20 protein-coding genes are annotated in these 22,113 nt (G+C 43.5%); 7 read left to right on the forward strand and 13 right to left on the reverse strand.

Features of this window, described 5'->3' with window-relative positions; genetic code table 11:
- Positions 1-49: 49 nt before the first annotated feature.
- Positions 50-784 (reverse strand): hypothetical protein, encoded by a 735-nt coding sequence (locus tag ACT3TH_RS02115; RefSeq protein ID WP_444754196.1) that lies wholly within the window; start codon positions 782-784, stop codon positions 50-52.
- Between the two features lie 135 nt (positions 785-919).
- On the opposite strand from ACT3TH_RS02115, the gene ACT3TH_RS02120 reads away from it, so the two are divergent.
- A complete protein-coding gene (locus ACT3TH_RS02120) occupies positions 920-1,522 on the forward strand; it encodes a LysE/ArgO family amino acid transporter (RefSeq protein WP_444754197.1) in 603 nt (200 codons plus the stop codon).
- Between the two features lie 317 nt (positions 1,523-1,839).
- Here ACT3TH_RS02120 and ACT3TH_RS02125 read toward each other — a convergent pair whose 3' ends face one another.
- The 3 genes from ACT3TH_RS02125 to ACT3TH_RS02135 form a co-directional block, all read right to left on the reverse strand.
- Positions 1,840-2,481 (reverse strand): MarC family protein, encoded by a 642-nt coding sequence (locus ACT3TH_RS02125; RefSeq protein ID WP_444754198.1) that lies wholly within the window; start codon positions 2,479-2,481, stop codon positions 1,840-1,842.
- 263 nt (positions 2,482-2,744) lie between these two features.
- Positions 2,745-3,605, reverse strand: a complete 861-nt coding sequence (gene nadC, locus ACT3TH_RS02130) for a carboxylating nicotinate-nucleotide diphosphorylase (RefSeq protein ID WP_444754199.1) — start codon at positions 3,603-3,605, stop codon at positions 2,745-2,747.
- Between the two features lie 160 nt (positions 3,606-3,765).
- Positions 3,766-4,830, reverse strand: a complete 1,065-nt coding sequence (locus tag ACT3TH_RS02135; RefSeq protein WP_444754200.1) for an NUDIX hydrolase — start codon at positions 4,828-4,830, stop codon at positions 3,766-3,768.
- 442 nt (positions 4,831-5,272) lie between these two features.
- Between ACT3TH_RS02135 and nadA the strand changes: the two genes are divergently transcribed.
- The 3 genes from nadA (at position 5,273) to ACT3TH_RS02150 (ending at position 9,396) form a co-directional block, all read left to right on the forward strand.
- On the forward strand, positions 5,273-6,412 hold the full coding sequence (nadA, locus tag ACT3TH_RS02140) for a quinolinate synthase NadA (RefSeq protein ID WP_444754201.1): 1,140 nt from the start codon (positions 5,273-5,275) through the stop codon (positions 6,410-6,412).
- Position 6,413: 1 nt separating this feature from the next.
- Positions 6,414-8,360: an L-aspartate oxidase gene (gene nadB / locus ACT3TH_RS02145; RefSeq protein ID WP_444754202.1), complete on the forward strand. Its 1,947-nt coding sequence runs from the start codon at positions 6,414-6,416 to the stop codon at positions 8,358-8,360.
- 124 nt (positions 8,361-8,484) lie between these two features.
- Entirely contained in the window at positions 8,485-9,396 is a 912-nt protein-coding gene (locus ACT3TH_RS02150) for a lysine exporter LysO family protein (protein WP_444754203.1), read from the forward strand.
- Positions 9,397-9,434: 38 nt separating this feature from the next.
- On the opposite strand, the gene ACT3TH_RS02155 is transcribed toward ACT3TH_RS02150, so the two are convergent.
- The 7 genes from ACT3TH_RS02155 to ACT3TH_RS02185 form a co-directional block, all read right to left on the reverse strand.
- Entirely contained in the window at positions 9,435-10,118 is a 684-nt protein-coding gene (locus ACT3TH_RS02155) for an OmpA family protein (RefSeq protein ID WP_444754204.1), read from the reverse strand.
- A 334-nt stretch (positions 10,119-10,452) separates the two neighbouring features.
- Positions 10,453-10,830 carry a hypothetical protein gene (locus tag ACT3TH_RS02160; RefSeq protein WP_444754205.1) on the reverse strand — a complete coding sequence of 126 codons (378 nt, stop codon included), beginning with the start codon at positions 10,828-10,830 and terminating at the stop codon, positions 10,453-10,455.
- A gap of 58 nt (positions 10,831-10,888) precedes the next feature.
- Positions 10,889-12,115: a hypothetical protein gene (locus ACT3TH_RS02165; protein ID WP_444754206.1), complete on the reverse strand. Its 1,227-nt coding sequence runs from the start codon at positions 12,113-12,115 to the stop codon at positions 10,889-10,891.
- 58 nt (positions 12,116-12,173) lie between these two features.
- On the reverse strand, positions 12,174-12,785 hold the full coding sequence (locus tag ACT3TH_RS02170) for an OmpA family protein (RefSeq protein ID WP_444754207.1): 612 nt from the start codon (positions 12,783-12,785) through the stop codon (positions 12,174-12,176).
- Between the two features lie 11 nt (positions 12,786-12,796).
- On the reverse strand, positions 12,797-13,522 hold the full coding sequence (locus ACT3TH_RS02175) for an OmpA family protein (RefSeq protein ID WP_444754208.1): 726 nt from the start codon (positions 13,520-13,522) through the stop codon (positions 12,797-12,799).
- A gap of 27 nt (positions 13,523-13,549) precedes the next feature.
- Positions 13,550-14,809, reverse strand: a complete 1,260-nt coding sequence (locus ACT3TH_RS02180) for an FAD-dependent monooxygenase (protein ID WP_444754209.1) — start codon at positions 14,807-14,809, stop codon at positions 13,550-13,552.
- An 80-nt stretch (positions 14,810-14,889) separates the two neighbouring features.
- Entirely contained in the window at positions 14,890-16,185 is a 1,296-nt protein-coding gene (locus tag ACT3TH_RS02185) for an FAD-dependent monooxygenase (RefSeq protein ID WP_444754210.1), read from the reverse strand.
- A 556-nt stretch (positions 16,186-16,741) separates the two neighbouring features.
- Here ACT3TH_RS02185 and ACT3TH_RS02190 point away from each other — a divergent pair.
- Positions 16,742-17,830 carry a PhoH family protein gene (locus tag ACT3TH_RS02190; protein ID WP_444754270.1) on the forward strand — a complete coding sequence of 363 codons (1,089 nt, stop codon included), beginning with the start codon at positions 16,742-16,744 and terminating at the stop codon, positions 17,828-17,830.
- A gap of 260 nt (positions 17,831-18,090) precedes the next feature.
- Positions 18,091-18,696, forward strand: coding sequence for an rRNA maturation RNase YbeY (gene ybeY, locus ACT3TH_RS02195; protein ID WP_444754211.1), 606 nt, complete (start codon positions 18,091-18,093; stop codon positions 18,694-18,696).
- Between the two features lie 48 nt (positions 18,697-18,744).
- Here ybeY and ACT3TH_RS02200 read toward each other — a convergent pair whose 3' ends face one another.
- Together ACT3TH_RS02200 and ACT3TH_RS02205 are read right to left on the reverse strand one after the other, a co-directional pair.
- The gene (locus ACT3TH_RS02200; protein WP_444754212.1) at positions 18,745-19,620 is read right to left on the reverse strand and encodes a mechanosensitive ion channel family protein; all 876 of its coding nucleotides are present in this window, start codon (positions 19,618-19,620) and stop codon (positions 18,745-18,747) included.
- 77 nt (positions 19,621-19,697) lie between these two features.
- Positions 19,698-20,585 carry an energy transducer TonB gene (locus ACT3TH_RS02205; protein ID WP_444754213.1) on the reverse strand — a complete coding sequence of 296 codons (888 nt, stop codon included), beginning with the start codon at positions 20,583-20,585 and terminating at the stop codon, positions 19,698-19,700.
- A gap of 563 nt (positions 20,586-21,148) precedes the next feature.
- Between ACT3TH_RS02205 and ACT3TH_RS02210 the strand changes: the two genes are divergently transcribed.
- The gene (locus tag ACT3TH_RS02210; RefSeq protein WP_444754214.1) at positions 21,149-21,910 is read left to right on the forward strand and encodes a hypothetical protein; all 762 of its coding nucleotides are present in this window, start codon (positions 21,149-21,151) and stop codon (positions 21,908-21,910) included.
- The last annotated feature ends 203 nt before the right edge of the window (positions 21,911-22,113 follow it).

The following is a 22,113-nucleotide window of genomic DNA, read 5'->3' on the forward strand; positions in this document are numbered from 1 at the left end:
ATTATTGTTTATAATTTTTAGTGGCTGATATCGGTTAAATGTGGCTGTCCTAGTTTTGCGTACGGCTTTTGACGTAACGGTGTGTGGAGGCAAGCCGGTTCATCACTGTTTGATGCAACTCATCTAATAACTCATCAAGCTCATAGTCAATCTCTAAAAACAAATCCGTTAGCATATCACCTGCCGTCATTTTGCCTTGCACCATACTGTTCTTTGTACGATGGGGACTAAAACGCTGTAATTGTTCATAATGATATAGCGCTTCAGGAACGCTCTCAGACACCAGCTTATCAATGACAAATTGGCGCTCGTTATGCGGTTGTTGCTGCTCATTCAGCTCACTACTCCACTCACGGTAGCGTTTTAACTTACCATTAATTCGGTCTAGTATGGCAACCGCTTCAATCGGCATGGCATTCAAAGTGGCTTCATCGACCACATCAATAAGCTCAGTCATCATCGGACAGCGTCCATATTTAAGATACCATAATGTATCTGGGTCAAAAGGAGGTCTATTCGTAGGCCGCATCTGGGCACGATTGGACAAATAACGATCCGTTAAAGGTGTTGACGAGCGACTGTCCTTTACTTGCGCCAATGCATCACAAATACGCTCTACACGTTCAGGTGCGGTAAGCGCAGAATGTTTGCCCTCTGCTTGGTTGCTATCGTCATCGATATCTGCATCTTGACTGGCTCTTTGCGCGTTTTTAGCCGCCAGCGTTGGCAGATCATTTTGAGCTTGCCCAAATGACTGTAGCATTCTTGCCAAACTTACTACCATGACCCACCTTGCCCCTCATTCAGTGTGCTCATATTGCATACCTGCATCCAATAGCGTATCTTAACAGCTTTTTTTGGCGCTGCCAGTAAGCAAACTGTCAAAGTTCCTACTCTTCAATCCGTTAAGCTTACCATTATGACTGCTCCCGATTATCTCTCTGGTTTCTTGCTTGGGCTATCGCTCATTATCGCCATTGGCTCACAAAACGCCTTTGTGCTCAAACAGGGACTCAAGCGCGAGCACATATTTTTTGTTTGTCTGTTTTGTGCTGTGAGTGACGCAATCTTGATCTCTGCAGGCGTTGGTGGTTTTGGCGCAGTGACCGCTCGCTACCCACAAGTCGTCGATATTGCAAAATTTGCTGGCGTGCTATTTTTGCTATTCTATGGATTGCACAGCTTGTATGCGAGTGTCCGCTTGTCACATGCAATGAACGTCGATGGACAGGTCGTGACCAGCTTAAAAAAGGCACTGCTACTATGCTTTGGCTTTACGTGGCTCAATCCACATGTCTACCTAGATACATTGGTGCTTGTTGGCATGGTTTCAACAGGGGCAAGTAGCAAACTGGTATTTGCGGCAGGTGCTGTCAGTGCGTCTTTCTTTTTCTTTTTTGCCTTAAGTTATGGCGCTCGTTTGCTCAGACCACTATTTGCCAAACCAAAGGCCTGGAATGTTCTCGACGCTTTTGTAGGTATCTTAATGTTGTATTTGGCGTGGCACTTATACAGCAGTTAATAACTGCCATCAGAATCATAAGCTCTTCAATATCCTATAAGATATCGTCAATTCGACTTAAAATCGATACGTTAAGGGCTACGTGCTACTGGTACAAATTTTCCTTGCGTGCTGCTAGCACAGAGGCGGCGAAAAATTTCTCCCAGTAGCATTATCTCGGTTTTAAAGTAAATCAACTATACCAACAATAAGAATGTAAAAGTCACCTAGAGAGCAAAGCGTTTGGCTGCAATTGCAGTCCATAAAAACAAAAAACCAAACACATCTCACCAACGTGTTTGGTTTTTTTAAATTAGACAACTTAAATCAGACAATGCCTATATTAAGTTGGGAAACAACGTCCGCAAGCCATTCACAATAATTTCAATAGAGACCGCAGCCAATAGCATACCCATGATTCGGCTCATGATGTTTAGTCCAGTATCGCCCAATAAACGACTGATACGACCCGCTGCCATTAACGCCAAATAACAAAACAGACTGATAAACAATCCAGCAATCAATATGGCAGACACCTGCAAAATACCAGAAACTTGCGAAGAGTAAATAATAACGGTAGAAATACCGCCAGGGCCAATCATCATCGGAATGGCAATCGGAACGACAGCAGAGGCCATCGTAGGCGGTGCGTCTTGTACATGATCGACATCGAAGTTTTCTTGATCAGGCTTAACGGGATTACCCTCACCATTCATCATATTCAACGCAATCAAAAATACTAATATTCCCCCTGCCAGCTGAAACGAGCCAATAGAAATACCAAGTACTTTTAGTAGCCCTTCACCTGCTATGGTAAAAAAACTAATGGTAATAAAAATCGTCAAACAAGCCACACGCGCGACTTTGCGTCGGTTATTCATCGAATAACCACGGGTCAAATCCAAAAATAACGTCAGGGCGCTAAATGGGTTAATCAATACCATAAAGGCTAAGATTATCTTGATAATTTCAGTATTCACTGAGCGCTCGCTTGTATATTGATACAACGTGTACAAAAATTAAGGCCATCATGCAAGTGCGAAAATGACCCAATAGGCATTAAAAAATGGCATTGTATCATAGGGAGATAAGCCAACAAAATCATTAACTTTGCCTAAATATTTCTGTGTGCCTGCCTTAATTTTTTTTACTTCGAATAGGCGCTTCTGCCAAGCTACCTATTTGCACAATATGTAATAATCTCAATGATCAAAACATCTAGAGTAAATATCAAGAATCCAAACTAGGCGCTAAAATCCAAACCGATATCTAGTGCCGTAGTACTGTGCGTCAAATACCCCATCGCAATAAAATCAATGCCCGTTTTTGCTACTGCTTGTACCGTTGCAGGTGTAATGCCACCCGACGCTTCTGTTTTTGCACGACCGTTACACATGGCTACTGCCTGTGACAATACTTCGGGTGTCATGTTATCCAATAACACTAAGCTTGCGCCAGCATCTAGCGCCTGCTGTAGTTGATCTAATGTATCAACTTCGACCTCAATCGGCATCAGATGGCCAGCAAAATCTTGAGCTTGTTGAATGGCTGTCTTGATATCACCTGCTATAGCGATGTGATTGTCTTTGATTAAAATTGCGTCATCCAATCCTAAGCGATGATTGCGTCCACCACCGCAGCGTACCGCGTATTTTTGTAAAATACGCAAACCCGGAATGGTCTTACGCGTACAAGTGATCTGCGCCCGGTACTCTGCGACACTGTCGACAATCTGCCTCGTCGCTGTCGCAATGCCACTAAGATGCGTCATAAAATTCAATGCCGTACGCTCTGCTGTTAGCAAATGACGAGCATTGCCACGAACGGTCGCCAAAACTGTACCAGCAGCAACCATTTCGCCATCGTTCACTTGAGCATTAAACTCAATCTGAGTATCCACCATAGCAAAAGACAGTCGCGCCAAATCCATACCGCATATCACACCAGCTTGTCGCGCTTTAATCTGGAGCTGGGCTTGCTTATCAACTGGAATGGTCGCTTGCGAAGTGATATCGCCGCGTCTGCCCAAATCTTCGATCAAAGCCGCTTCGACTAAGGGTTTAAGCAATACTTCATCTAATGCTGGTTCTTTTATGACTGTCATCGTTAACCCTTATATAATTACACAAATGATATGAGCTTTATCTATTAAACTCAAAATGAGCATAAATATAGCGCAAAATCAGCAGTGCCGCAAGAATAGGTCATTTCTTCATACTTTTCTCAAATCTGTATAAACACTAAAAATGGTGATGCTTTAGCCATTATTTACGTTTGGGCAGTTTGCTATCCATCAATAGGCTTTGCAGTTCAATATCATGGCGAAAGCGATAGAGCTTGGCAGGACGACCCCGCTGAGCACTACTACTATGTCCTGTCTCTGCCACAAGGTTTTGCGTGTCAAGCAGTCGGCGAAAATTTTGCTTATGCAAGCGTATGCCTGAAAGTGCTTCTACGCTTTGTTGTAACTGCGATAAAGTAAACACTTCTGGCATCAAACCAAAGATAAGCGGTCGATATTCGATCTTAGCGCGTAGCCTTGAGATCGCAGTCGCAATCACGCGGCGATGATCGTAGTACATTGGGATACCTATGATCTGTGACCAATTCTCAGGTAATATCTTCGTTAAATGACTCGGTGGATATGTCGGGGCTTCAGGTATAAGTCCCGCTTCATAAAGCATCTCATAGCGTAGCAATACATGCTCGGCTATCCACTCTCTATGCTCATACGTAGTATCGCTTATTGACCCATTTGTTGATTCTTTCATTGATCTATTATCACTATCTGCGCTTTTCGGCTCATCGCTCCCCAAAACTGACTGATCTAAACCCCAGCATAGGCCGATACGCTGTCGCCTGCGTTGCTGAACAACGATATCCTCTGCTGTCATTGACCATTCTAATAAGGCTGGCACAATAAAATCCTTGATCATACTTGGCACGCCCTCCAAGTGATTTTCCCACGGAAAATAATCGTACCAATCTCGCCATAGCGCTTGGCTTTGCAGCTGCGCTTGCGTCTCTTGTACCAGTCCTAAATAGCTCACATAGACCAACGCGTGATCGTCGATATTGCGTCTATTGGTATCGACAAAGGTATATAGCTGTTCTAAATAACCAAGTGGCTGCTGCGTTTGCTCCTCAACCCATTGACGCACACCTGCTTGTAGTGATCGATGTAATGGCATAAGTGGGCCATTGGGCAACAACTTGCCTTGATCAACCGTTAAGACCCGAGCAGTCTGTTCTGTAATAGCAACCAATACTGCGACCACCTCTGTCGTGCCACTACCTTGTTGGTGCGCATGTGAATAAGACAACGTCATAACTTTGGGTAATATCCTTTGTTTTTGAATGCCATAAAAAAGACAAAACGAGCGAGTAGCCGAATGGATCAGTATAGCGCGAATCTAATACTATCATAGGCAGCCGTTGCAATTATACGACGTCTAAAAGGATAAAAATAAAAGCTATCATCAGCTTAAAATCAATAAAAATGAAATGGTCTTGCACTGGTTTCAATTTCTCTGTGCGCTCTTTATATTATAAGTGCCAAAAACTCATACTAGACATTCAGCATTTCGGCAGAGTAACTTTGAAGTAAGGTTCGTTCTATACAAAGTCGTATTACTCTAAATACGAGTCATAAAAAATACTTGTTTTTATGCTCAAAATGAGCATAATTAAAATCACTTGGTTTAAGCGGTATTTAATTGACTCCCTTTTAGCGACACATCATTTGTCGTTAGTGCTCCAGAGGTTACCTTTATGAAACTCTATCCGTATGACGCACCCATCATGAACAATGACACTCGCATTGCCACTCAAATGAATGTCGAATATGCCAGAGCCAAAATACCAGCAGATTTGCCACGAGCAGAGCGGATTGCGGTCGAAGAAAACATTAAGCAGTTATTAAAGGATAATAATACTGTGCTGGTCGCGCATTACTATGTCGACCCTTTTATTCAAGATTTGGCATTGGCAACGGGTGGGTGCGTCGGTGATTCGCTGGAAATGGCGCGCTTTGGTCAAGCGCATAGTGCGCAGACATTGATCGTTGCAGGCGTGCGTTTTATGGGCGAATCGGCAAAGATACTAAGTATGGAAAAAACGGTACTCATGCCAGATTTGGAAGCAGAATGCTCACTTGATCTGGGTTGTCCTGCTGATGAGTTTTCCGCATTTTGCGACGCTCACCCTGAGCGTACTGTCGTGGTTTATGCCAATACCAGTGCCGCTGTGAAAGCACGAGCGGATTGGGTGGTAACTTCCTCCGTTGGTATCGATATCGTCCGTCACTTGCATGCCCAAGGCGAGCCTATTATTTGGGGGCCTGACCGTCATTTGGGTAAATATATCGCACGCGAGACGGGTGCGGATATGCTGCTTTGGCAAGGCTCATGCTTGGTGCACAACGAATTTAAAGCCACTGAGCTGATGCAATTAAAAGAAGCACATCCAAGCGCAAAAGTGTTGGTGCATCCTGAATCCCCTGATAGTGTCGTTGCGCTTGCGGACGTGGTTGGCTCGACCAGTAAGCTACTGCAATCAACTTATGAGATGGACGCGGATACCTTTATCGTCGCCACCGACTTAGGTATCTTGCACGAAATGCAAAAGCGCTCACCGCAGAAACGCTTTTTGGCCGCGCCTACGGCTGGTGAAAGCGCCAGTTGCAAAAGCTGTGCATTTTGCCCATGGATGGCAATGAATGGCTTGCAAGGTATCGAGCAGTGTTTGACACATCATACTGGTGAAGTATTGATGACGCCTGAGATGGCAGCAGCAGCCAAAAAGCCTTTACAGCGTATGCTTGATTTTGCCGAGTCACGAAAACAACGAGTGGCCGCTAGTGGCAACATCGTTAAAGACCGCGCTTTATTTGCCAATGTTGGGGCGGCGTAATATGCGTGAAGCTGACCAAGCAAATGATAATGTCTATGACGCGCATAATGCGCATGGCGAGAAAAGTGCGAGACAAACAGATGTCTTAATTATTGGGGCTGGGCTGGCAGGTTTAAGTACTGCCTTGTCTTTACCAAAGTCGCTAAACATCACAGTATTGAGCAAATCAGCGCTTGATGTTTGCTCAAGTCACTATGCCCAAGGCGGTATTGCCGCAAGTTTGGACAAAAATGATTCGGTCGCTGACCATGTTGCTGATACGGTGGTCGCCGGCGCAGGATTGTGCGAAGTTGATTATACTACCGAAATTCTAAGTTCTGGCCAGCAGGCTGTCCAATGGCTGTGCGAGCAAGGCGTGCCTTTTACTCAAATATCTCAGCCCGATACTCAACTCAATCCGCAGCAAAAGGCCACTGCACTGTACACGAATGACTTTCTAACCAGCGACTTGCATCTGACTAAAGAAGGGGGACACGGTTGTCGCCGAGTGGCGCATGCGGATGATGCGACGGGTCGACATATTATGGACACTTTGACTCTAAAAGCGCACGCTGCGCCTAACATCACTATTCTGCCCTATCATGAAGCCTTAAACTTACTGACCACCTCAGCAGCTGATAACAAGCTTACCAATAATCATACGGTTAGACAGTGCCAAGGGGCGCTGGTTTTTGATCATATTAATCATTATCAGCTTACCTTTTATAGTCGCGCCGTTGTATTGGCCAGTGGCGGTTTAGGTCAACTGTTTAAGCGAGCCAGTGGGCCCAATGTCTGTGTCGGTGATGGAGTAATGATGGCGTGGCAAGCAGGATGCCGTTTGGCAAATCTAGAATTTATTCAATTTCATCCAACAGGCCTAGCACTTGATGATAGTAGCTTTTTAATATCTGAAGCACTGCGCGGTGAAGGTGGTTGGCTGACTTGTCCGCAGACAGGCAAGCGCTTTATGTTAGACATCGACCCACGTGCAGAACTTGCACCGCGAGATATCGTCGCTCGCGCCATTGCTGAGCAGATTGATAGCAACGGTTTTGGCTACGTTCATCTTGACGTCAGCCACTTGCCAGCGACATTCTTGCAAACGCATTTCCCGCAAATTTATCAAACCTTATTAACACTCGGTATCGATATTACGACAGATCCGATTCCAGTAGCGCCAACTGTCCATTATAGCTGCGGCGGCGTAGTCACTGATGCAACTGGCATAACCGATGTGGCTGGGCTTTACGCAGCTGGTGAAGTTGCTTATACAGGCTTGCACGGGGCAAACCGTTTGGCAAGCAATTCATTGCTAGAATGCGTGGTGGTTGGTCGTAATATTGCAGCCCACTTGCCAGATTATTTGAAAAAAATGACCGATTCAAATACTACCTTATATGATAATCAGTCAAAACAGCCAGCATTTCCTATTTGGAAACCGCCACGCCTTAATAATACGCACACTATTTGCTTGCCCTCTTCTATCTTGCCTTTGTACGAACATAATAGATTGGCTAGCAGTGGTTGCCCTGATACTAAAATGACTGAAATAACTGAAATAACTGACGCATTAAAGTGTCTGATGACTGCCAGTATGGGTATCACGCGTCATGCTCAGTCATTAGAACAAGCCCTGACGCAAATACAAGTATGGCAGCAGCGGCTTAAACATGCTGAGTTAAGACAATCCGATATCTGTAATAAAAGTCGCGCTACTACCACCAATGAACTTGCGCGTTTTCAATTAGCAAAACAGTTGCAATTAGCAGCCTTAATTATTCAGTCTGCTTATCAGCGTGTTGAGAGTCGCGGCGGTCATTATAGAAAGGACTATCCAAATCTATCGGACACTCCTCTAACGAGTGTAGTTGAGCCACTACCAAATCAATCTTTTCTTCAAAACAATGACTGTACTGAATCTATAAGTATTACTCAACAGGGTCAGGTCTTGGCAGAGATTGATTAACCTGTTGTGAGCAGATAGGGGCATAATGCGTTTTACCTGTGTATTTTTAGTATTTCTAACCCAATATGATACAATCTCCAGCTTCTTTAAAACGCCTTGTTAAAAATGCTGCGAGCCGACCACCATGCAAAGCCTAGTTACTCTTGTTTTGGTATTAATGCCAATGTTTATTGGCTTTGCCATCCCCTCTAACCCAACCATGACCAAGTTTGCAGACAAAGGCTTGTCTTATTTGGTATTTGTGATTTTGGGGTTGATTGGCATTGAGTTGTCACAAGTGGAAGGGCTGGGCAGTCAGATCGGCGAAATAGTTCTGTACGTCACCATTCTTTCGACATTGACGGTTGGCGCAGGTTTGTTTGCGCTGATGTTGTTTGATCATTTGCGTCCATGGCATGCCAAAAAACCAAGCGTAAAATCGAAGGAGCATCGCGTTAGTATTCGCGGTAGCCTCGCCCAAGTGGTATGCGTGTTGATCGGAATGGTCATCGGTTACTTTTTGCCAGCCTCTTACATGCCGCCGGAAAACACCATGACTGCCTTACTAATGATATTAATTTTATTGGTCGGTATTGGACTGAAAGGGTCAGGTATTACGCTCAAAGAAGTGCTGCTCAATAGACGCGGTGTCGAGATGAGTATCATCTTTACACTATCGGTATTAGTGGGCGGGCTTGTTTTCGCTTTGATATTTACTGATGTGTCATGGACTAAGGGCTTAGCTTTGGCTTCAGGGTTTGGTTGGTACTCTCTCTCAGCGATTGTCATGACTGACGCTTATGGTGCTGTTTGGGGCAGTGTGGCGTTATTTAACGATTTGGTACGTGAGTTTTTTGCTCTATTATTTATTCCAGTCTTTATGCGTAAATACCCATCAGCAGCCGTAGGGCTTGGCGGTGCGACCAGCTTGGATTTTACCCTACCCGTGATTCAACAATCAGGTGGTCTAAAAGTTGTGCCACTGGCGATTAGCTTTGGCTTTCTTATTAATATCGTCTCACCCGTACTGATGGTGTTTTTTTCGGCGTTCGGGTAGGTATAGGTTTTAATAATTAATAATCAGTATTTATACTGTTATTCAAACAGCTCACAGTGCTTTGAGTATCTTTCGTAATTTTTTCGATCACTTGCGTACTCCAGATTTGCTAGGTCATTTACTTGCGTACTTGCTTTAACAGATATCCTTCTGTCTTTAGACTCTATATTTTCAAAATCACTTGCCCTAAAGTCTGTATCTATAAACAGATATCTATCTGAGCAATCGTAAGTAGAAATGCGATCAGAGGCGATATTATGTTTTTTTACCAATCTGTTTTTGACATTGATGGCACGGTTACGCGATAAATTATTTTTATTGTGCAATATACCAAGCTCATTAGATGCCATATGACCAAAAACAAAAACCTTGGCTTTTGGGTAGTCGTTAAGATTTTCTGCTACTTTCACAAATTCTACATCATAAATATCAGGTAATTGACTGCTCATTGGCAGAAAAAATCCATTGAGTTCCATTTCAAGTCCACCTGCATATACTATTGTTGGACAGCCTTTAGAATCCACTACTATATGGTTTGGCGTTTCGGGACACTCATCTATATCATCAAGTACGCCATCACTATCTGAATCTGGAATGTCTGCTTTCAATGTCACTGTGTTGTCGTATTTAGACCTGTCCTGAGATGGTACAGTTGTAACAGTTTGGCAGCCTGTTAGAGCTATAGATGCTGTTAATAGCAATAAAGTTCTATAATTTTTCACTGTTATTCTCTCTTAGTGCAATCATAAACACCTGTACATCTAAATTGAGCTACTAACGATTAGTTGATAAAAACTCTATTCAAAATTTGACGCATGTAACTGGTTTTAAATCGTTTGGCTGCTGATAAACTATCCCGTTTTCAGGCTCCGTAACTAACCCATAAACCCGACGATTAAAGGACTTGCCTTCTTCGGTATCAGACGGTGCAATAGGTGCTCTAGCACCACAGTTAAAAGTGCTCAAACGAGTAGGTTCGATACTATGTTTTAAAACGAGATAGTTTTTGACCATCAGCGCCCTATTTTTAGCTACTGAACTACCATCATCTATTTCTTATTTTGAAATACTGCCTTCAATACGCATAGTCGCCGTATTATGCTCCTTCATTTTTATAGCTATTTTATCCAGTTCAACCTGATACTCTGGAAGTAACTCGCTACTACCTTTTGGGAAAAAAGCGCGATATTCCATTTGCAAACTCATAGACCCCCAGAAAGGACAACCTCTTTCATCTACTGTCACTTTTTCTGGAGTAGCTGGACACTCGTCCATATCATCAGATACGCCATCACCGTCTGAATCTGGAACATCTGCCTTCATCGTCATGGTATTTTCATCTTGAAGCGTAGTTTCTGGCGATACAATTTTGGTAGTTTGGCAGCCAACTAATGTTATAGATGCTGCTAATAATAAAATGCTATAGAGTTTCATGGTCATCCTTCCTTGAATTGATCATAAGGTCGTTTTTATTGATAAAGTAAGATGTACTTTAAGCCAACTGTAGCTCTTTATTTACCTGACAAATGCTGTCATGCCAATCAATAAATGTCTGTATGGCTTGATGCTCTAATTGATGACCAGCATCGAAACCAGAAAAAACCTCGACATATCGACATGCTCGATAGTGTTTTGCATACTTATCGTAATAAGTAATCCACTGTTTACGTGATGCTTTGCCTGACTCTAAATCTTGGCGTTGTTGTGTCGCTGTTTTTTCAAAAGCATTATCCTCAGTGAACCAATCTTTAGCTGGGATATTTTTAGCCAACTTATTATTTTCAACCTCACTCATGCGCCATGGCTTGGCAGTGAGCCTTGCTCGAAAGCACTGCTGCGCCTGACAAAGACGTACATAATTAACATCTGCATGAAAATACTCAAACCACGCTGCGACCAGATTATCACTTGGTGCGATAGTATCGTGGGTAGCTATAATGCGAAACCCTGCTGGCGTCTCGTACAAACGAAAAGATTCCTTTGAATGACTGGCAACGCGCTTCTTAATTAAATCTGTTATAAAAGGTAGTAATGAGGCAATATCATCGGCATATTTTTGTGCGCGTGCTTTATCTCTTTTACTGGCTTGTTGCCATAGATACGCGGTCACACCCACCATAATGACCAACAGCCATAACCATGATAATCCAAACCAAGCGATGCTACTCGCAATAAGTATAAAGATAAGGACAAAAGACCAGACTTTTACTTTCATCGATGATGGTTGGCTTTTATCAATGATAGACACATCCATAAAACCTTGTTTGTCATAGCTATCAGGAAACTTTTTATGCAATAAATCATCATGATCAACATCGATAATCGCAATATTATTAACGTTAGCAACCTGTGCTCCATAAGTATTACGCGTAACAATGAGCTGAGTATCACACGAGCTATTTTCTAAATTGCTTTCTGTTAAGCCATTTTCTGAAAAACCATGCTCCGAGATAATTTCTTCACGAATGGGAATACCATTGCTTTCGTTGTACTCTTCCCTACGCTCACGTCTGACAATATCCTTGCCAGCCAACCAACGACTATGTGCATTAGCAACGCGCTCTTTAGTATGAACCAAAGCCGCTTCTTGACTGATATCTGACCACCCATAACGCTTGATAGTCACTTGTTTAGAATGAAAATTGTCAGGCGCATTATCAACCGTGCTTGATACCTTAAAGCACTGCTTGTATTGTGCCCAGTATTTCGGGATGAGCATTGGATTTGCCTTGAGATAGTTGTTTTAAATCAAAATCTGCTGATTGAATATTAAATAATTAGTCTTCAGGCTCTTGAGCCATCCCATAAACTCGGCGGTTCTTAGACTTACCTTCTTCGGTATCAGAAGGGGCAATAGGCTGCTCGGCACCATAACTAAAGGTACTTAAACGATTAGGGTCAATTTGATGCTGCATTATCAGATAGTTTTTGACGATAAGCGCCCTATTTCTTGATAGAGCATTTGGTTGCAAGAATGCATCAATAGCTGATACTTCATCTGTTGAAGCGTGCCCCTCAATACGCATAGTTGCCGTATAGTACTCTTGCAGCTTTTGCGCTACTTTATCAAGCTCAAGCTGGTACTCTTTTGATAGCTCACTACTACCCTTTGCAAAAAAGGCCCTATACTCCATTTTTAGACCTATTCCCATACCCGTAAAAGGACAACCTCTTTCATCTACTGTCACGTTTTCTGGAGTAGCTGGACATTCGTCTGTATCGTCAGGTACACCATCACCGTCTGAATCTGGGATATCTGGTACTAAGGTAATAGGTGATTCTTCGATACTTTGATTTAGCGCAGTGCTTTTTAATGGCGTTTGGCACGCGGCGAGCGTTGAGATGAGTACTGCTATAGTGGTTATCGTTGTCCATAACTTATTTGACATGACTTTTCATCCTAAAACTGCTGACAAAGGGCTTTGTATCTGTCAAATGAGTCCATCTGACCATAACCTTTGCCAGTAAAAAAGTCCTTGGCTGGTAGCGTCTTTCCATAGACACGTTGGTTCATTGAAGCGCCTTCGTCATTATCATTGGATGCAACTGGCATAATGTTAGCGCAATCAAAACTATAAACTTTATTAGCAGCTACCCCTTTATTGAGTAAATAACTTCTTACTAATTGCGCACGCTCACGTCCCAGTTGAGTTCGTTTGTCTACTGCTTGCTTATTTTTCGACTGATTAGTTTTTTCACTAGTGATAACTGATCGTTGCAACGCTTCAGGTTCAGAGACATGACCAGCTAATACCACCACCAGATCCAGATCAGGACGGGTTAGTATTTTATCAGCGACTTTTTCTATTTCTGGAAAATACTGCGATTGCAGCTCATTGCTATTACGCTCAAAAAACACCCTCATATCCATCGTAATAAGTTCCACTAAATCTATAGGCATTGGACAGCCAAGCTCATCTACTGGGACATTTTTAGGTGTGTCTGGACAGTGGTCTACGTCATCTAAGATACCATCGCCATCTGAATCTGGAATATCTGCCAATAAAATGAAAGTCCGCTCTTCATTATTTTGGTCTAGCGTAGTGCTTTTTGATAGCGTTTGACATCCTGATAAAGTCAAAACACCAAACAGAACACCCAGCATGTTTGATAATTTAACGTCCATGTTCTAATCTCTTCTAAGCCAAAACTGCTACACCCCACTCGCCTGCTTGGCAAACAGTCGCATCAGTGGCTTTATTTTGCCGACGCGATACATCCCTTCGCTACGTATTTGCTGTACAGGACGCGTTTGAGCAAGTGACCCTGCAAACAGCCAATTAAGTGCCGAAAAACTATGCATCATTAGGCTATTATGCGGACGGCGCGAGCGCTCATAAGCACGCAATGTTTGATTGTTACCCCAAAGCGTGCGACCACTACGAGCAAAGTCATGGATCAATTGTTCGCTTAACGCCTGTACATCGAGCATGCCTAAATTTAATCCCTGACCTGCCAGCGGGTGCACACCATGCGCGGCATCACCGATTAACACCAAATTATCAGCGACGTAGCTTTTCGCTTGTTGCGCGGTCAAAGGGAAGCAAGCGATTGACTCAATTTGTTGGATAGCACCCAGTTCATAGTTGGTAGCAGCAGCTAGCTTGCCTGCGACAAAGCGATCTTCCTCCTCTATCAATGCCAATGCTTGGTTGCGCGGCAATGTCCACACTATCGATTGCCAATGTTGTGGCGTAGCCTTGTCTGCATCCGTAATATCTGCCAATGGCAATAATGCTAATGTGCCTGTGGGTAACATGGCTTGGCGCGCGGTTGCTTGATGTGGTTTTTCAGTCTGAATCGCACAGCAGATGGCGGTTTGATTGTAATCTAGAGTATCTAACTTAATGCCCGCTTGCTGACGGACAAAGGAGCTGCGACCATCAGCACCGACCAATAGTGCCGCGTCAATCGCTGTGCCATCATCTAAAGTCACACGATAGCCTCGCTCAGCACCTAGCCAGTCCATGTCCACGACTGTTTGCCCAGCAATGATGGTTAAATAGTCACTGACCGTACTTGCATTCACTAGCTGCCATAACGCATGCTCAATGACCGCAGGCTCAACCATGGTACCCAGTATTTCAGGATCAACGTTTTTATCACTGCTCTCACCAAACAGTAACTCGCCCATACCATTCAGTTGCCATACCTGCATTTGCGAATAATCTGCTTTACGCCCCGAGGCCACAATCTTTTGCCATGCCCCCACGTCTTCAAGCAAATTGATGCTGGCCACACTCAGCGCATAAACACGGGCATCACGTTTGCCAAGTATCTCTTGCCAAGCCGACTCATCACGCTCAGGACGGGCATCAATCAAGGTTACAGGCATTTTTGCTTGCACAAGCTTCAAAGCAAGCGTGGCACCGACGATACCGCTGCCGATAATGAGGGTATGGTTATTTTTCATGACACATCCTTTAGTGAGCGATCGCTTGCTCATTTTATTTATGACTTACTTATCTTATAAAATGGTTTGTTGATGTACTTTTAAGACTTTAAACCCATCGCATAAGTCGCTACCAATGGTTTGATGTTTGGCAATTTATCAAAAGCGACCAATGCTACGTTTCGTGCTAACTTTACGGCTGGGTTAGGATGCGTAAAACCATGCACGACAGCATCACAAAAGCGAATGACTCGTTTTTGATCGGCCTTTCTGGCTTTCTCATAACGTTGCAATAACTGCATATTGCCAATATCTGCGCCTCTTAGCACCTGCGCATTCATCATTTGTGCCAGCACATGCGCGTCCCGCATACAGAGGTTAAAGCCTTGTCCTGCCACAGGATGTAAGGTATGCGCCGCATTGCCCATGATGACGCAGCGTCCGACCACTTGCCTGTCCGCCAGCACTCGAGTCAATGGATAAGCACCGCGTCGACCAGCAGCGACAAACGTGCCTGCGCGTTGCTCAAAGGCCTGCTGTAGAGTCGCTAAGAAATGCGCATCATCTTCTAGATACTGCGTCTCTTCTCCTTTAGGGCATATCCAAACGACAGAGCGTCTATAGCCTTCTTGGTAGTCATCATTGCCATCGCCTTCTGGATCAGTCAATGGCAGTACTGCTAACGGCCCTGCTGGGCTAAAACGCTCAATTGCCACATGCTCGTGCGGCTTGTCCGTCTCGACCACACCGACGATAGCGGTTTGCTCATAATCGTAAGTGGTTGTGCCAATGTTTAATAACTGACGCACAGTAGAGTCGCGCCCATCACAAGCGACCAAGACGCTGCCTTGCAATTGCTGTTCAGGCTGCTCTACGCTGTCTTGACCAAAGCGAAGCGTGACACCGTTGCTTTGCTGGTCAACTGCCTTGACGTTGGCTTTATCAATCAACGTAATCAATGGCTCTTGCTGCGCTGCCAATAAAAGCTTACGTCCCAGCCAAGCGTTTTCCATAACTTGTCCAAATGACTCTACCTTTTCTTCAGCCTTATTCAACTGCGCACGTCCAAAGCTGCCCTGCTCGCTAATCTGTACCGCATCGATGCGGCAGGCATGACTTTGTAGCTCGTCCCACAAGCCTATTTCTTGATAAATCTGTACCGTGCGACGTGACAGTGCCGTATTGCGGCTGTCCAAGTAATGGCTGCGCGTCCTGTCATCGTTCGGGCTGATGGTTGGGTAGTGGTTTTTTTCTAATAAAGTACTGGCAATGCCGTGATGCGCCAATAACAAGGCAAAGGACAAGCCCACATGACCGCCACCAGCGATGAGTACCTGTTGGTCGGTGATTGCTTTTGTGCTCTTGGGTTTCGGTAGAGTTGAATCAGTCTGTTGCATCTATATTATCCTTATTATAATCTGTTGAACGTGCGCTCTAAATGCGATGAATAATGGCAAAAAATTATTTTTATCTTATAGTCTTATAAGACTATTTTACGCGCATTTTAAACGCAATGATAAAGCACTGTGATATAGCGAGTAGATTACCACAAATTACCCAGCATTCCGTGGTCTTAACGGTAGGCTAAGAATGTACCTAAAAACCCGTTGATTTTTATACCGCCAGCACTTGATTAAGTTGCTATATTAATGGTCTTATAAAAGACTCACGTAAAGGTGAGCGGTTGCAATCGTCATACAAAAACAACGCCATCTGGCTGATGTATCGCTTGAAATTTAAAAACTATCTACCATAATAAAAGGAAGATGTTTATTTATCTTTATCCATAAAACCAACAATAATCTTACCGTCATTTTTATCGCTACAATGCTATCTCTACGATCTAAAACCGATATAGACCTACTGAATATTTACCGTTTAAGCCCGCAACTTTATTAAAAATAAACCTTAATATCGGGCACACAACATAAGGATAATCGCTTGACTGATTCCATGAGCCGCCGTATAAAGTTTGAATCATTGACGCCAGCACAGCTCAAGACCGTGCTTGGTGAATATAACAAACACATGAAATATATCCAAGAACGCCTCGACATCAAAATCAGCCAGCGTCAAGGTGATTTTTGCCTGAGCGGTGATATGACAGGAGTTGAGCGCGGTGAACGTATTATTTACAAAATGGTAGATGAAGCACAAAACTCAAAGGACATCAGCGCCGAAGAGCTGCATCTTATTATTCAATCGAGCATCTCTCGCGATGAAGATATAGAAGCTGATGAGCGAAACGCGGCCAATATAGAAGATGAAGACGACCTAGAGGCTGCCGATTTTACACCCATCAGCTTGCGCACACGTAAAGGTCGTATCGTCCCTCGCGGTGGCAACCAGCAGCGCTATGTACAAAACGTACTAAACTCTGATGTCTCATTCGGTATCGGCCCTGCAGGTACTGGTAAAACCTACTTGGCCGTTGCCTGTGCGGTCGATATGCTTGAGCGTAATGAGATTGAACGGATTTTATTGGTACGCCCAGCGGTAGAAGCAGGTGAAAAACTGGGTTTCTTACCCGGTGATTTGACGCAAAAAATCGATCCTTATTTACGCCCATTATATGATGCATTGTATGAGATGATAGGCTTTGAAAAAGTCGGTAAAATGATTGAGCGTCAGATCATTGAGGTGGCACCACTGGCCTATATGCGTGGTCGTACGTTAAACAACTCTTTTGTCATTCTAGATGAGGCGCAAAATACCACGCCTGAGCAGATGAAAATGTTTTTGACACGCTTAGGTTTTGGCTCACGTGCTGTGATTACGGGCGATATTACTCAGGTCGATTTGCCACGTGGTCATAAATCAGGTTTGGCACAAGCGATGGAGATTCTGAGGGATATTGAAGAGATTCATATCACAAAGTTTGACTCAAAAGACGTGGTCCGTCATCAACTGGTACAAAAAATCGTCGAAGCGTATGATGTGTTTGATGATGAGCAGTTTGCTCTACAAGAGAAACGTAAGTTTGAACGCATGAAAGAACAAGAACGCAAACAAGCCATTACGGATGCAGCCGCAAAATTATAAACTGGCTTAACACTCTCATTTTAAAACTCTTGTTTCGAAACAAAAAAACCGGATTACTCACATAGTAGTCCGGTTTTTTGCGATTACATGTTTCTTGACTTTGATTTAACATCACACTAACTGCTGTCGGTCACTCGCGCTTTAAAGACAGTATCTTTTTTATTAGCGACTAACTATAGTAGCAATAAGCCAATAGATACTGTATTTGAGATAATGAGATAAAAACACAATATCTCGGTAATGAACAAAAGGATAATAACATGAGCCAACCTCACGACGACTTTAGTAATGCAGCAGGTAAAGTCACTAATGATGACGCACGCTTAGCAGTATTAGATATCAATGCAACTGAGAGTATCGACGATGAGACACTCGATACGTTTTACAATCGTGATAACTTACTGACCATCATGATGACGACATTAAATTATATAGATGAGCGTATGTCCCATGGTTTGACGCTACCCTATTTTGAAGATATTGATCTTGAGATATGGCAGGCAAAATTGAAAACGCTGGACATATATATCACAGATGAGAATGAAGGACGTGCCTTAAATCTGGAAGCACGACATAAAGATTATGCGACCAATATTTTGTCTTACCCAAGCGACCTACCCGTTGCCATCATTGAGCTGATGCCTACGCTACCACTGGGCGAGTTGATTATCTGTCATGATGTGATGGTACGTGAAGCCGAAGAACAAAATAAAACCGTGGCACAGCACATTAGCCACTTGCTCATACATGGTGTGCTGCACCTGCTAGGCTTCGATCATGAGCTTGGACAGGCCGAACAAGATGAGATGGAAGGATTTGAGATTGAGGTTTTGGCAAGCCTAGACTTACCAAATCCATATATTTAATCAGTCGCTTTTTGCTGGCCAGTCTTTAATAAATTAGCCTTGGATCAACTAGCTTTTGGTCATGGGCAGCTTTTGTGATTCACCCATTTGGTTGATCATATGATCCAGACCTTTAACATGGACGCTACGCTGCGGGAATGGGATCTCAATTTGCTCATCATCGAGCGCTTCTTTAAATTGCTCTAGCAATTCGCACTGCATAGACCACCAGTCCGCATTGGTCGTCCAGACATTCAAGGTAAGATCTACCGAATTGTCGCCCAAATTGGTCACACGTACGATAGGCTCAGGATCGGTAAAAGCCAGTGGGTTGTCCCGTGCCAATTTTAACATGACTTCTTTAGCAACTTTGATATCGGCATCGTAGCCAATACCTACCGTGATATCCACACGGCGATTGGGCAGCGACGAATAGTTGATAACGGCTGAGGTACTGATACTATTATTTGGAATGATAATATCGTGATTGTTGGTCGTTGTCAGATGCGTATTCACCAAAGTGATCTCAGTCACCGTACCAGTAAAGCTATTAATTTGCACATAATCACCACTTACAAATGGGCGAAAAGTCACAATCATGATACCAGCAGCAAAATTGGACAACTGATCTTTTAATGACAAACCGATGGCAACCGCGGCACCACCCAGTATCGCAACGACCGACGTGGTCTGCACCCCAACCTTACTCAAGGCTGCCAAAGTCACTACGACCAGCAGTACCCCATATAAGAGACGACCTAAGAAGCTGGCAACGGTGTCGTTTAAATGGCCTTTTAGCATCACCTTATGAGCAACGCTTACCGCTTTTTTGGCTAGCCAAAGCCCAACGACGAATATTAGTATGGCGAGCGCCAATCTGGTGATTAAAACTATCGCACTGGTGGTTAGCGTAGCGACATCGACGGTAAAACCTAAAAATTCCATACTGACTCTTTATTCTATAAATGTATTAATAAATTCATATTGATAATTTCTGGTATCTATCCTTTTAAAAGCCCACATTAATACGTCACATCGACTTTGTCACTGTATCGATACGTGCGTATCAAACGCAACTCAACAATGTCCTTCATATCTTTGGTAAATTGACCAAAAGGTGCCGCTTTTCGCACTGATTGCTTGGCGGCTTCGTTTAATATCGTCGATTTTGAGCTTTCTAATAGGCGAATGGCCTTGATATTACCATCGCTACTGATGATGACCATCAAGCGCACATCACCTGTAATACCTTGAGCGCGAGCTTGTGCTGGATAATGCAGATTGCCGACGCGCTCGACGTGCTCACGAAAGGTATTGATATAATCTGCTGCAATACCGCGTGTCGTCGAATTGCTGTCCATCGTTACTACTTTTGACTTAGTCGCATAAACCTGCTGACGCTGAGAGAGCTGTGCTTCTAGAGTGGCAATCTGTTTACGTAGCCGTTCTTCTTGTACTATGACATCATCTCGTGCCTGTTTACTGTCATTATCAGACTCTACTGCTGCTTGACGCCAGCTTAACGTGGTTCGCAGGTAACTCTCTTGATAGCGCTGCTGTCGAACTTGGCGCTGCAAGTTAATAACGTCTTGCGTCTCGCTCATTTGCTCAGCAGACAAAGGACTGGTCTGATCGGTCTCTTGTCTCAACGTTTCTTGTACTGTGCCGCCGCCTTCTTGTGAAGCATTGGCAATGAAATGCGCGTCTTCATTTGGTTGCATATTATCGGTCAGTGCTTTTGCGACGTCCTGCATCATTGCAGCAGGGTCTTTGCCCATCGAAAAGCTGATACCAAAAATAATCAATGCGTGTATCGCAACAGCAATGACAATTGCGACATGTAAGCCAAAATCACGCTTAGGCGTTTGTGCAGAAAAGTGGTAACTTTGCGAATCTTTAATATAAGCCACAATAGGTCTCAGAGGATAAGGATAAATCTAGCAAACAATAGGCGCTATCATGATAAAGCACGAGACACATGCCAGTGCTATCATAACATGACATAGAATTGTACTGCCAGCACAACTGTTTACTACGTCTCTTAATCAATGAATGCAAAATCACACAATTTTGAGCAGCTCATTGACAAGTAGAACCGCTATAAAGACCATGACGCAATTCTGTGATATGGTAGTAAAGACTATATTTTTTAACTTTATAAAACTCTTGCTAGAGAATTGCTACAAAATGCAGGTGTTTATTTTGAAGCCATCACATTTGATATATACTGTTTTGTAGGTATTGGATAATCAAACATGAATTTTTGGCTTGTTCAACTTAAAAGACAATGGCAGTGCTGATAGTGGCATTTAGCTAAATACCGCCATACTCCTATATTTTGCCGCTATGAGCAAATTGGATAACAGCCTGACTATAATTTTGGATATATGATTTTTACGCCATTTATTCAGTGACGCCCCCTATCATTATAAGGATAATAAATTTGAGTGGCTTTGATAATATGAGTGATAACATGGATAATTCAGACAATTTTGATGAATTTTTCGAAAACATTGGTGAGCGTTTTGATGAGTCATTCAGTGGTGGCTGGGAGCGTCTCGCTCAGTCGATTAAAGAGATATATAATAAGACGACGGACAAGCTCGAGGATGAACTCGTCCTGCCTGTTGCACAAAAGTATGTCAATGATGCGCTGCAAAAGTTTGTGACTGACAATGTAAAAGCCATTTTAGAGTTACGCGTTGAGATGCATGACGACTGGTTTCGATTATATTGTACAGTCGATGCCAGCGGTATCTACGCTGAGGTGGCCAGTAATTTTAGCTTGGTTCATGTGCAGCTTGACCGTAACGTCCAGCGCTTTGTCTTCGGGCAGCAGACTTACACAGATGTGCTCAACTTACGCTGTGAGTCCTTTCTAAAGCGCCAAGGTATTAAGCTGTTTGTCTGGTTTTATCACACCATACTCAAAAAAGACCCTTTAGGCTTCATTCTGTCTTACATCAATATTGCTCGTACAAAAGACGAGATCATCTACCTTGATATCAATCGCTGGCTCAAAAACAATAAGAAAATCATGAGTACCTTACACAAGGTTCAAGTGAACTACGGCGAGCTTGAGGAAGAACAGATGATCTTAAAAGCACAAATCAATTATCGTGACTTATTAGCAGCCAGTAGCAATGAAGACATTATTAGTGATGACGATGAGCCTCAACTGATGCAAGGCCCTATCCGTCCAATAGAAGATGCAACCGAACCCAGCCAAGTTTAGAAGCTCTTAACTGTTACGCTATAGCTAAAACGTTAAAAACACTATCGGCCGACTGGAGTGGATTTCTCGTAGCCTCTGGAGTGCGAAGCGTCCAGCAAGCGAGGAAAATTTATACCAGTCCCACATAATCCTGTGTGTTGGCCGCGTACCGCTTTTATTTATCGCCGATTATCTTATGCAGTAAGTTTGAATCAGTAATATGC

Source organism: Psychrobacter sp. AOP22-C1-C5, assembly GCF_052378885.1.
Lineage (GTDB): Bacteria > Pseudomonadota > Gammaproteobacteria > Pseudomonadales > Moraxellaceae > Psychrobacter.

Excerpts from the sequence above, each read along its gene's own strand:
- ACT3TH_RS02175 (WP_444754208.1), bottom strand. The coding sequence starts at position 13,522 with ATGGACGTTAAATTATCAAACATGCTGGGTGTTCTGTTTGGTGTTTTG.
- ACT3TH_RS02115 (WP_444754196.1), bottom strand. The coding sequence starts at position 784 with ATGGTAGTAAGTTTGGCAAGAATGCTACAGTCATTTGGGCAAGCTCAA.
- nadC (WP_444754199.1), bottom strand. The coding sequence starts at position 3,605 with ATGACAGTCATAAAAGAACCAGCATTAGATGAAGTATTGCTTAAACCC.
- ACT3TH_RS02135 (WP_444754200.1), bottom strand. The coding sequence starts at position 4,830 with ATGACGTTGTCTTATTCACATGCGCACCAACAAGGTAGTGGCACGACA.
- nadB (WP_444754202.1), top strand. The coding sequence starts at position 6,414 with ATGCGTGAAGCTGACCAAGCAAATGATAATGTCTATGACGCGCATAAT.
- ACT3TH_RS02200 (WP_444754212.1), bottom strand. The coding sequence starts at position 19,620 with ATGGAATTTTTAGGTTTTACCGTCGATGTCGCTACGCTAACCACCAGT.
- ACT3TH_RS02170 (WP_444754207.1), bottom strand. The coding sequence starts at position 12,785 with ATGTCAAATAAGTTATGGACAACGATAACCACTATAGCAGTACTCATC.
- ybeY (WP_444754211.1), top strand. The coding sequence starts at position 18,091 with ATGAGCCAACCTCACGACGACTTTAGTAATGCAGCAGGTAAAGTCACT.
- nadA (WP_444754201.1), top strand. The coding sequence starts at position 5,273 with ATGAAACTCTATCCGTATGACGCACCCATCATGAACAATGACACTCGC.
- ACT3TH_RS02190 (WP_444754270.1), top strand. The coding sequence starts at position 16,742 with ATGAGCCGCCGTATAAAGTTTGAATCATTGACGCCAGCACAGCTCAAG.
- ACT3TH_RS02120 (WP_444754197.1), top strand. The coding sequence starts at position 920 with ATGACTGCTCCCGATTATCTCTCTGGTTTCTTGCTTGGGCTATCGCTC.
- ACT3TH_RS02185 (WP_444754210.1), bottom strand. The coding sequence starts at position 16,185 with ATGCAACAGACTGATTCAACTCTACCGAAACCCAAGAGCACAAAAGCA.
- ACT3TH_RS02180 (WP_444754209.1), bottom strand. The coding sequence starts at position 14,809 with ATGAAAAATAACCATACCCTCATTATCGGCAGCGGTATCGTCGGTGCC.
- ACT3TH_RS02165 (WP_444754206.1), bottom strand. The coding sequence starts at position 12,115 with ATGCTCATCCCGAAATACTGGGCACAATACAAGCAGTGCTTTAAGGTA.
- ACT3TH_RS02210 (WP_444754214.1), top strand. The coding sequence starts at position 21,149 with ATGGATAATTCAGACAATTTTGATGAATTTTTCGAAAACATTGGTGAG.
- ACT3TH_RS02150 (WP_444754203.1), top strand. The coding sequence starts at position 8,485 with ATGCAAAGCCTAGTTACTCTTGTTTTGGTATTAATGCCAATGTTTATT.
- ACT3TH_RS02160 (WP_444754205.1), bottom strand. The coding sequence starts at position 10,830 with ATGAAACTCTATAGCATTTTATTATTAGCAGCATCTATAACATTAGTT.